Consider the following 9,498-nt stretch of genomic DNA (forward strand, 5'->3'; position numbering starts at 1 on the left):
GGCCCTGGGGGTGGCAAAACCGGAAATCAGTCTAGGACGTCCGGATCAGTCCAGGACTTCCAGTTTTGCCACCCCCAGGGCCAGGGTCTTGGTGCCGGCATCGCGGAATTCGATGCGCGCCTGGGCATCGGCGCCGCTGCCGCTCAAGGCCACCACGGTACCTTCGCCAAAGCGGCCATGGCGCACGCCCGTGCCGATACGAAAGGACTGTTCGCCCACAGTGACACCAGCCGCCTGGGTGCGGGGCGCACGCGGCGCAAAGCTGCTGCCCTCATCCCGCAGGCCGCCCAGGCCGCGACGGAACGCGCCGCTCCAGGGCGGCTGGGCGGTGGCCGGACGCTGACGCGGCGTGATCCATTTCAGGTGGGCTTCCGGGATTTCGTCCAGGAAACGCGAGCGCATGCCATAGCGCGTCTGGCCGTGCAGCATGCGGCTTTGCGCCAGGGTCAGCGTCAGGCGTTCGCGTGCCCGCGTGATGGCGACATACATCAGGCGGCGCTCTTCCTCCAGGCCACCCGCATCCAGCAAGCTGTTCTCATGAGGAAACAGGCCTTCTTCCAGACCGGTGATGAATACCACGTCGAATTCCAGGCCCTTGGCCGCATGTACGGTCATGAGCTGCACGGCGTCTTCACCGGCCTGCGCCTGGTTGTCGCCGGCCTCCAGTGAGGCATGGCTGAGAAACGCCCCCAGGGGCGACATGACGGCGGGCGATGGCCGCGCATCGTCGCCAAAAACCGGAGGCTGCGGGTCGGCCGCCCCATCGGCGGCAATCATGGCTGCGCCTTCGGGGATGCGGCCGGCAGGCAGGCCCTGCAAGCCTTCTTCGGCCACGAAGGCGGCAGCGGCATTGACCAGTTCCTGCAGATTGTCCAGACGATCCTGGCCCTCGCGGTCGGCCCGGTAATGGGCTTCCAGGCCGCTGTGATGCACCACATGGCCGATCAGTTCGGGCAGATCCAGCGTGCGGGCTTCCTGGGCCAGTTCGCGGATCAGGGTGACGAAACGGGCCAGGCTGGCACCAGCCTTGCCCGGCACGAAAGCGGCGGCACCTGCCAGGCTGGTGCCCTGCTGCGCGGCCATGTCGGCCTGCTGTTCCAGGGTACGGGCACCAATGCCGCGCGTGGGGAAATTCACCACCCGCATCCAGGACGTGTCGTCGTCCGGGTTGTCGATCAGGCGCAGATAGGCCAGGACGTCCTTGACTTCCTTGCGTTCGAAAAAGCGCTGCCCGCCATAGACCCGGTACGGCACCCGGGCGGAAAACAGGGCATGTTCGATCGGACGCGACTGAGCGTTGCTGCGGTACAGGATGGCGATCTCGTGGGCTGGCCGGCCTTCGCGGATCAGGGCGCGGATCTCGTCCACCAGCCACTGGGCCTCCAGCGCATCGGACGCCTGCTCGACCACCCGCAAGGGTTCGCCCTCGCCCGCGTCGGTCCACAGGTTCTTGCCCAGGCGGTCGTGGTTGTGCGTGATCAGGGCGTTGGCCGAATCCAGGATGTGGCCGTGCGAACGGTAGTTCTGTTCCAGCCGGATGACGCGACCCTGGGCGTGGCGCTGCTCGAAATCGGCCATATTGCCGACATTCGCCCCGCGAAAGGCGTAGATGGACTGATCGTCGTCACCCACCGCGAACACCGGCGTGTGCGCGCCGGCCAGCAGCATCAGCCAGCGGTACTGCAGGACATTGGTGTCCTGGAATTCATCCACCAGAATCTGCTGGAAACGGCGCTGGTAGTGTTCGCGGATCGGTGCCTCGCGCTGCAGCAGTTCGTAGGCACGCAGCAGCAGTTCGCCAAAATCGACCACCCCTTCGCGCTCGCACTGGTCCTGGTAGCGCTGGTACAGGTCCGCCAGCCGCCGGGCATGGGGGTCGCGCACGTCCAGGTCGCCCGGGCGCAGGCCGTCTTCCTTGGCGCTGTTGATCATGCGCTGCACATCGCGCGGCGGGAAACGTTCGTCGTCGATGCCGGCGGATTTCAGCATGCGCTTGATGGCCGAGAGCTGGTCGGCGCTGTCCAGGATCTGGAAGGCCTGCGGCAAGCCGGCCTCGCGGTGATGCGCACGCAACAAGCGGTTGCACAGGCCATGGAACGTACCAACCCACATGCCCCGGGTATTGATGGGCAACAGCGCCGACAGCCGCGTCAGCATTTCCCGCGCAGCCTTGTTGGTAAAGGTGACGGCCAGCAGCCCATGGGGGCTGACCTGCCCGGTCTGGACCAGCCAAGCCATGCGGGTGGTCAGGACACGGGTCTTGCCGCTGCCGGCGCCTGCCAGCACCAGGGCGTGTTCGGCCGGCAGGGTGACGGCAGCCCGTTGCTGCGGATTCAGTCCTTCGAGCATCCGATCGGTCATGCCGCGTAACGGCCGAGCCGAAGAGCGAATTGTTCCAGCCCATCGATGCCGCTGGCCTGCGCCCGCTGGCACCAGGCGCGCAGGTCGGCCAGCAGCTGTTCGCTGCTGGCGCTGGAAGACTCCCACAGCGCAGTCAGGTCGCGGCGCATCTGCACCAGGGTCGAGAGCGCCGGCGCCAGCGACAGGGCGCGATCCATCTGCGCCTGCTCACGCGGTGCCAGCACGGCGGTGTCGCGCACCAGCCATTTGCGGCAACGCCGCAGCAACAGGCGTTCGCCACGCCGCTGGCGCAGCTTGAGCGCCTTGAGTTCGTGCGCCACGGCGGTCTTGATCACCCCCGAATAGCGCGCCAGGACCTCGTAGCGGTGAGCGATGATGCCCTGGAGCTGGGCCTGTCCCAGCCCCCTGGCGGCATCCGGCGCCTGCAGGCGCAGCCGGGGCGCGACCCGGCGCACCCGGGCCAGGCCCAGGACCTGCAACACGCGGATGTAAGCCCAGCCCAGGTCGAATTCATACCAGCGCGAAGAAAACTTGGCCGAAGTCCCATAGGCGTGGTGGTTGTTGTGCAGTTCTTCGCCGCCGATCAGCAGCCCCCAGGGCACGATATTGGTACTGTCGTCCGGGCAGGCGAAATTGCGATAGCCCCAGGCGTGGCCCAGGCCATTGACCACACCGGCCGCCCAGAACGGAATCCAGGCCATTTGCACCGCCCAGACCGTCAGCCCTATGACGCCGAACAGCAGCAGATCCACGGCCAGCATCAGCCCCACACCCAACAGGCTGTGGCGACTGTACACATGGCGTTCGAGCCAATCATCAGGGGTGCCATGGCCGTAGCGCGCCAGGGTTTCGGCATTGCGGGCCTCGTCGCGGTACAGTTCCGCACCGCGAAAGAAGACCTGGGCCAGGCCGAATACGGCGGGCGAATGGGGATCGCCTTCTCGTTCGCATTTGGCGTGGTGCTTGCGGTGGATGGCGACCCATTCGCGGGTCACCATGCCGGTGGTCAGCCACAGCCAGAAACGGAAAAAATGCGCTACGGCAGGGTGCAGGTCCAATCCCCGATGCGCCTGGCTGCGGTGCAGATACAGGGTCACGGCCACAATGGTGACGTGGGTCAGGACCAGCGTCACGCCAAGCAGGGCCCAAGGGCCCAGCTGCAGGATGCCGCCCTGTAGAAAGGATAGCCAGGTATTCATGGTGTCCGGGCAGGTGCCCACAGGTTGGAGGAGTTCTGCGGCCTAGTGTAGTCCACGGGAATGCAGCGCGTGAAGCACGGTTCAGGGACGGCCCTTGCGATAGCCTCCTGGCGGGATTCCCGCCCATTGCCGGAAAGCCCGGTTGAAGGCAGCCGGATCCTCGAACCCCAGCTGCGCGCCGATCGCCGCGATGGGCAGGTCCGTGCACAACAGCCGGATGATCGCAGCATCCCGGCGCACGGCGCTTTTGATGGCCTGGAAATGCGTGCCTTCGGCATCCAGCCGGCGGGCCAGCGTGCGGGGCGACAGGTGCAGCGCCCGGGCAATTTCCGGAATCGACGGAGGACAATCCAGCCGGGCTTCGAGCAGATCCCGGACCCGGTGGGTCAACAGGCGTTCGGCAACCGGGGGGCGGATCCAATCCATCGGGGCGCGCCGCAGAAAGGCGGACACGGCGGCCCGATCCTGCCGCACCGGCAAATCCAGGGTGCCGGGCTCGAACACCAGCATGGTCTCGGCTTGCCCAAATGCAGCCGGTCCTGCATACATGTTCAGGTATTCGCCTGCATGCGGCGGCTGGGGATACGCGAGGCTCACCCGGACGAATCGCAGGCGGCGTTCAGCCATCCACGAGGCAATGCCCTGCACCAGCAACAGCATCAGTTCCAGAATCAGGACACGCTCTGCCCCCAGGTCCCGCTGTTCTTCGATCACCAGGCTCTCGGCATCCCCTACCGCCGCCATCCGGAAGGACAGATCATCCAGCACCAGGCGGAAGAAACAGCAGAATCGATGCAAGGCCACCCGCAGGCTGGGCGCCCCTACCAGGCCCAGGCACAGGAATTTCAGGGTTCCACCCCGCAATGGCCGCGAGAACAGTCCTGGCGTTTCATCATCGAGCTGAACGACCAGCGCCCGATAGAACAGGGCGAATTGTTCGACCGTCACCCGGGCAAACGGCCGCGCCAGCAGCGCAGGCGCGATCCCTGCGCGCGCCACCGCTTCCGGCGTGGCGCCAGGCGGATAGCCCAGTCGATCGAGCATCTGGGTGATCATGCCGACCGGCACCGTCATCGTCGAGGCAGTCATGGCCATTGTCCTGCCGATCCCCTGGGCTCGCGTAATCGCACGCAGACAATCCGACTCATGAGATTGGCAAAAAATATCAATAAACAGACTGATTTTGCCATCTACAGAACGCCAGCCGTCCATTAGTATGATCCCCAAGACCTCGTGATGCCCAGGAGACAATTCAGGTTTCGATGAACTGCTCGCAGACGCAGATCTGCCAGGCACTGATTCGATATTGGCAATTCAGGCATATTCAAAATGGGTTGCAGGCCGGTGTGCATTTCCGCACCGCCCCGCCCCGGACAAGCCTTTCGATCGAGGGAACAGATCACCGGACGCAAGGAGGCGATTCCGATGCACTTTCAGCTCAGCCCAGAACAAGAAGCGATCCGGACCCTGGCCCGTACGTTCACAGACCGGGAAATCACGCCGCACGCCGCCGAAGCCGACCGCAGCCGGGTATTTCCGGCAAACATCCATTCGCAGGCCCAGGCGCTGGGGCTGACCAGCGTGACCCTGCCGGAATCCGTCGGCGGCAGCGGCCTGGGGTGCCTGGAACTCGTCCTGGTCACCGAAGCCCTCTGCTACGGCTGCCTGGGCATCGGCACGGCACTGTGCATCGATGCGCTGGCCACCACCCCGATCCTGCTGGCGGGCACCCCAGCCCAGAAGAACCGCTATCTGGGGGCCAGCGTGCGAGGCGCCCGCGCCAGCTTTGCCATGACCGAACCGGATGCCGGGTCTGATGTGGCCGGCATCCGGACCCGAGCCGAACGCACGGCAGACGGCTATCGGATCTCGGGGGCCAAGACCTGGATATCGAACGCCAATCTGGCGGAATTCTTCGTAGTCTTCGCCCGCACGGCCCCCGAGCCCGGATACCACAGCCTGAGCGCGTTCATCGTGCCCCGCAACAGCCCCGGACTGACTGTCGGTCCTCCATTGGACAAGCTCGGGCAGCGCTGCGCACCCACCTGCCCGGTCTTCCTGGATCAGGTCCATGTCACGCCCGAGCAGCGCCTGGGCGAGGAAGGCCATGGCTTTGCCCTGGCCATGCGGGTCTTTGATCATTCCCGCCCCATGGTGGCGGCTTTCGGCGTGGGGCTGATCGAACGCTGCCTGGATGAATCGCTGGCCTACGCCTGCCAGCGCACCAGCATGGGCAAGCGCCTGATCGAACACCAGGCCATCGCCCACAAGCTGGCCGAAATGCGCATGAAGCTCGAAGCCGCCCGTTTGATGAGCTATCAGGCGGCCTGGCGGCTCGACCAGGGCTTGCCAAGCACCCTGCAGGCCTCGGCCGCCAAGGCCTTCGCCGCCGATGCCGCCATGTGGGCCGCCACCGAAGCCATCCAGATTTTCGGCGGCATGGGCTATTGCACCGAATACCCCGTGGAAAAGCTTTTCCGCGATGCCAAGGTGCTGCAGATCTACGAAGGCACCAGCGAAATCCAACGCAACATCATCGCCCGCGAATTGCAGCGGGCCGCCTCTCGAGAATGAACATGACACTACGCCCACACTCTCCTGACGAACCGGTCATCCTGACAGCCGTGCGCACGCCGTTCGGCCGGCGCAACGGCGCCCTGCGCGACACACGCCCGGACGAACTGCTGGCGGCCGTCCTGCAGGAAACCCTGACCCGCTCGGGGCTGCCTGCCGACCAGGTCGGCGACACACTGGCCGGCTGCGTCAGCCAGGCTGGTGAGCAAGGGGGCAATATCGCCCGCCAGGCCGTGCTGCTGGCCGGATTGCCGATGACCGTTCCGGCGGCCACGATCAACCGGATGTGCGGCTCCAGCCAGTATGCCGTCCATGCCGCCGCGCAGGCGGTGGCCTGCGGGGATGCGGATTTTGCCATCGGCTGCGGGGTCGAGAGCATGAGCCGGGTGCCGATGTTCCTGGACCTGACCCTGGGACAGCGGCCCTTCCAGGGCTTCGACGGCCTGCATCCCGATCTGCTGGCCCGGTTTCCCATTCCGCATCAGGTCGAAAGCGCGGAACGCATCGCGCAATCCTGGCAACTGTCGCGACGCGAACTGGACGACTACGCCATCGAAAGCCATCGCCGTGCCGATGCGGCCCGCGCGGCCGGGCTGCACACGGAAATCATGGCCATGTCCGGCCTGGACGGCACGGGCACCCCAGCCCCCCTGATCGCCGACGAGGGCATCCGCGCGCCCATCGACGAAGACCGGGTCCGCAGCATGGCCCCAGTCTTGCGCGCCCCGGAAGACGGCCGGGTGACGGCCGCCAACGCCAGCCAGATGTCCGATGGCGCAGCCGCCGTCCTGCTGGGACGCCGCGCCGCTGCGCAGGCGCTGGGCCTGGCACCGCAGGCACGGTTTCTGGCGCGTGTGGCCGTCGGTTCCGATCCGGTGATGCAGCTGACCGGCATCGTGCCCGCCACCCGCCTGGCGCTGGAACGAGCAGGCCTGTCGATCCACGACCTCGACTGGATCGAGGTCAACGAGGCCTTCGCCAGTGTCGCGCTGTGTTTCATGCGCGAATTCGAGCCCGATCCGGACCGCTGCAATCCCTGGGGCGGCGCCATCGCTCACGGCCATCCGCTGGGCGCCACCGGCGCCGGCCTGATGGCCAAGATGCTTGCCGGCCTGCGCCAGCGCGACGGCCAGTTCGGCCTGCAGATCATGTGCATCGGCCACGGCATGGCTACCGCCACCGTGATCGAACGGCTCTGACCTGCCTGCGGCAGGACCATACAATCCCACCCTATGAACAAGGGGCGCCAGACCTCACCAGAATCACACAGGAGACTCGTATGCCACTTCATGACCGCCTTGATCAGCCGGCGGACGTCCGGCGCAGCGCCCGCAATCTGATCGGTGACGCTTTCGCACGATCCGTACGCCGCAACCCGGACAGCATTGCCCTGGTTTTCGAACCGCGCAGCTGGACTTATGCCGAACTGGATCGCGGCGCCAACCGCGTGGCCCACCGGCTGCTGGGCCTGGGACTACGGACCGGAGACCGGGTCGCCGCCTACGGGCGCAATTCCGACGCCTACGTCCTGTTGTGGCTGGCCTGCGCCAAGTCGGGCCTGATCCATGTGCCGGTCAACTACGCCCTGCTGGGTGCGGAACTGCGCTACATCATCGAGCAATCCGGCGCCCGGGCGCTGTTCCACGACGCCGATCTGACCGAATCGATCCAGACGCTGGACGGCACTCCGGACTGCGCCTGGCGCGGCACGCTGACGGGCGGCCACGACCTTGACGTCCTGGCCTGGGCCCGTGGCGACGGCCCTGACAGCGCCCCGGACGTCGCACTGGATGAAGAAGCCATCGCCCAGCTGCTGTATACCTCTGGCACCACGGCCGCCCCCAAAGGCGCCATGATGAGCCACAGAGCGCTCATGGCCGAATACACCAGCACACTCCTGGCGACCGACATCTGCGGCCAGGACCGTTCCCTGGCCGCCCTGCCGCTGTACCACTCGGCCCAGATGCACGTCTTCCTGATGCCGCAACTGCTGGTCGGCGCAACGACCTTGCTGATCCAGGCGCCCCAACCCGACCGCTGCTTCGATCTGATCGCACGTGAACGGGTGACGTCATTTTTCGCGCCACCCACGGTGTGGATCGCGTTCCTGCGCCATCCCGGCCTCGATCCGGCACAACTGGCGTCTCTGCGCAAGGGATACTATGGCGCATCGATCATGCCGGTGCCGGTGTTGCAGGAACTGGCCCGCCAGCTTCCGGACCTGCAGCTGTACAACTGCTATGGCCAAAGCGAAATCGCCCCCCTGGCCACCGTCCTGCGCCCCGAAGACCACGCCGACCGCCCAGCCTCGGCCGGACGCCCCGTCTTCAACGTGGAAACCCGCATTGTGGACGCCGACCTGCGCGACATGCCGGCTGGCGAAATGGGGGAAATCGTCCACCGATCACCCCAGCTGATGAGCGGCTACTGGAACAAGCCCGAGGAAACCGCTGCAGCGTTTGCCGGAGGCTGGTTCCGTTCCGGAGACGTGGGCCACATGGACGAGGCCGGTTACCTGTACGTGACCGACCGCATCAAGGACATCATCAACACCGGCGGCGTGGTGGTGGCCAGCCGCGAGGTCGAGGAATGCCTCTACACCCACCCGGCCGTGGCGGAAGTCGCCGTCATCGGGCTGCCCGACGAACGCTGGATCGAAGCCGTCACCGCCGTGGTTGCGCTGAAACGGGACGTGCAGGCCAGCGCGGACGAACTCATCGCCCATGTCCATGCGCGGCTGGCGCCCTTCAAGGTGCCCAAGCGCGTCTTCTTCGTCGAAGACATGCCGCGCAACGCATCGGGCAAGCTGCTCAAACGCGAGTTGCGCGACCGCTACGCATCCGGGGACTGATCCGCCTGGCCGGCCTTGGCGCGCACCATCACGGCAGCGAAAAAACCATCGGTGCCGTGGACATCGGGACGCAGCCGCAAATACGGCCCATCCAGGGCCATGTCGATGTTCCGGTCGGCCAGAATCGCGCCGGCATCCAGCAGCGAGAATTCCGGATGCTCGGCCAGGAACGCTTGCACCTGCCATTCGTTTTCTTCGGGCAGGACGCTGCAGCTGGCATACACCAGCCGCCCGCCCGGCATCACGCAGGCGGCGGCATCCCGCAGGATCGCCGCCTGGGTCTCACACAGCTGGACCAGGGATTCGGGATGCTGGCGCCATTTCAGATCGGGATTGCGGCGCAATGTCCCCAGGCCGCTGCACGGCGCATCCACCAGCACACGGTGGGCCTTGCCACGCAAGCGCCTGACGCGCTGATCGTTGCGTTCGGCGATGGCGACCGGCACGATATTGGACAGCCCGCTGCGCGCAAAGCGCGGCTTGGCCCGCGCCAGACGGGCCGCCGACACGTCA

At 66.2% G+C, this 9,498-nt stretch carries 7 protein-coding genes; 3 read left to right on the forward strand and 4 right to left on the reverse strand.

The genetic code is table 11. From position 1 onward, the window contains the following. Nucleotides 1–45 precede the first annotated feature (45 nt). The 3 genes from RBR29_RS08090 to RBR29_RS08100 form a co-directional block, all read right to left on the reverse strand. Nucleotides 46–2,349 (reverse strand): UvrD-helicase domain-containing protein, encoded by a 2,304-nt coding sequence (locus RBR29_RS08090; protein WP_320348487.1) that lies wholly within the window; start codon nt 2,347–2,349, stop codon nt 46–48. Nucleotides 2,350–2,357: 8 nt separating this feature from the next. Further along, nucleotides 2,358–3,560, reverse strand: a complete 1,203-nt coding sequence (locus tag RBR29_RS08095) for a fatty acid desaturase (protein ID WP_320348488.1) — start codon at nt 3,558–3,560, stop codon at nt 2,358–2,360. Nucleotides 3,561–3,641: 81 nt separating this feature from the next. Then, nucleotides 3,642–4,649 carry an AraC family transcriptional regulator gene (locus RBR29_RS08100; protein ID WP_320348489.1) on the reverse strand — a complete coding sequence of 336 codons (1,008 nt, stop codon included), beginning with the start codon at nt 4,647–4,649 and terminating at the stop codon, nt 3,642–3,644. A gap of 336 nt (nt 4,650–4,985) precedes the next feature. Between RBR29_RS08100 and RBR29_RS08105 the strand changes: the two genes are divergently transcribed. The 3 genes from RBR29_RS08105 (at nt 4,986) to RBR29_RS08115 (ending at nt 8,985) form a co-directional block, all read left to right on the forward strand. Next, the gene (locus RBR29_RS08105; protein ID WP_320348491.1) at nt 4,986–6,134 is read left to right on the forward strand and encodes an acyl-CoA dehydrogenase family protein; all 1,149 of its coding nucleotides are present in this window, start codon (nt 4,986–4,988) and stop codon (nt 6,132–6,134) included. Nucleotides 6,135–6,136: 2 nt separating this feature from the next. Beyond that, nucleotides 6,137–7,333, forward strand: coding sequence for a thiolase family protein (locus tag RBR29_RS08110; protein ID WP_320348492.1), 1,197 nt, complete (start codon nt 6,137–6,139; stop codon nt 7,331–7,333). A gap of 80 nt (nt 7,334–7,413) precedes the next feature. Then, nucleotides 7,414–8,985, forward strand: coding sequence for an acyl-CoA synthetase (locus RBR29_RS08115; RefSeq protein WP_320348493.1), 1,572 nt, complete (start codon nt 7,414–7,416; stop codon nt 8,983–8,985). On the opposite strand, the gene RBR29_RS08120 is transcribed toward RBR29_RS08115, so the two are convergent. Beyond that, the coding region (locus RBR29_RS08120) for an RsmB/NOP family class I SAM-dependent RNA methyltransferase (RefSeq protein ID WP_320348494.1) at nt 8,967–9,498 on the reverse strand (532 nt) is incomplete at its 5' end. The two genes, RBR29_RS08115 and RBR29_RS08120, sit on opposite strands and share 19 nt — an antisense overlap.

This window comes from Castellaniella sp. (genome assembly GCF_034007085.1).
Classification (GTDB): domain Bacteria; phylum Pseudomonadota; class Gammaproteobacteria; order Burkholderiales; family Burkholderiaceae_B; genus Castellaniella.

Excerpts from the sequence above, each read along its gene's own strand:
- RBR29_RS08105 (WP_320348491.1), top strand. The coding sequence starts at position 4,986 with ATGCACTTTCAGCTCAGCCCAGAACAAGAAGCGATCCGGACCCTGGCC.
- RBR29_RS08090 (WP_320348487.1), bottom strand. The coding sequence starts at position 2,349 with ATGCTCGAAGGACTGAATCCGCAGCAACGGGCTGCCGTCACCCTGCCG.
- RBR29_RS08115 (WP_320348493.1), top strand. The coding sequence starts at position 7,414 with ATGCCACTTCATGACCGCCTTGATCAGCCGGCGGACGTCCGGCGCAGC.
- RBR29_RS08100 (WP_320348489.1), bottom strand. The coding sequence starts at position 4,649 with ATGACTGCCTCGACGATGACGGTGCCGGTCGGCATGATCACCCAGATG.
- RBR29_RS08095 (WP_320348488.1), bottom strand. The coding sequence starts at position 3,560 with ATGAATACCTGGCTATCCTTTCTACAGGGCGGCATCCTGCAGCTGGGC.
- RBR29_RS08110 (WP_320348492.1), top strand. The coding sequence starts at position 6,137 with ATGACACTACGCCCACACTCTCCTGACGAACCGGTCATCCTGACAGCC.